At 52.2% G+C, this 274-nt stretch carries 1 protein-coding gene; it reads right to left on the bottom strand.

Annotation, left to right across the window (positions count from 1 at the left end; genetic code table 11):
• Positions 1 to 153, bottom strand: a 153-nt coding sequence (locus O4H32_RS15045) for a CDP-alcohol phosphatidyltransferase family protein (RefSeq protein WP_407932670.1), incomplete at its 3' end; no start/stop codon positions are given.
• Positions 154 to 274 lie beyond the last annotated feature (121 nt).

The raw sequence follows: 274 nt of genomic DNA, 5'->3' as shown, positions 1-274 counted from the left end.
GAAACCATCAAAGGCATCCGTTGCGGATGCCAGAAAAAATATCACCAGGGCAAAACGATATTCCTTGGCCATAAGGGCTGCCGCAAAAGGAGCAATCAGCAAAATGCGCAAAAACGTCAGCGCATTTGGAATCCAGCGCCAGCGGTGCGTCATGACATGACTCCCCTAATACCGAACACCGCGATATTATTCCCCGTCTTCCGACTCGACGATGGAGGCAGGCTGCCAGCGGTAATGAAGCACCTGATAGAGTGACTCGAACGCCTGTTCTGAC

The organism is Castellaniella denitrificans (assembly GCF_027214045.1).
GTDB lineage: Bacteria > Pseudomonadota > Gammaproteobacteria > Burkholderiales > Burkholderiaceae_B > Castellaniella > Castellaniella denitrificans_A.
The sequence above is the reverse complement of the archived record's forward strand: the minus strand, read 5'-3'. Positions and strand labels throughout refer to the sequence as shown.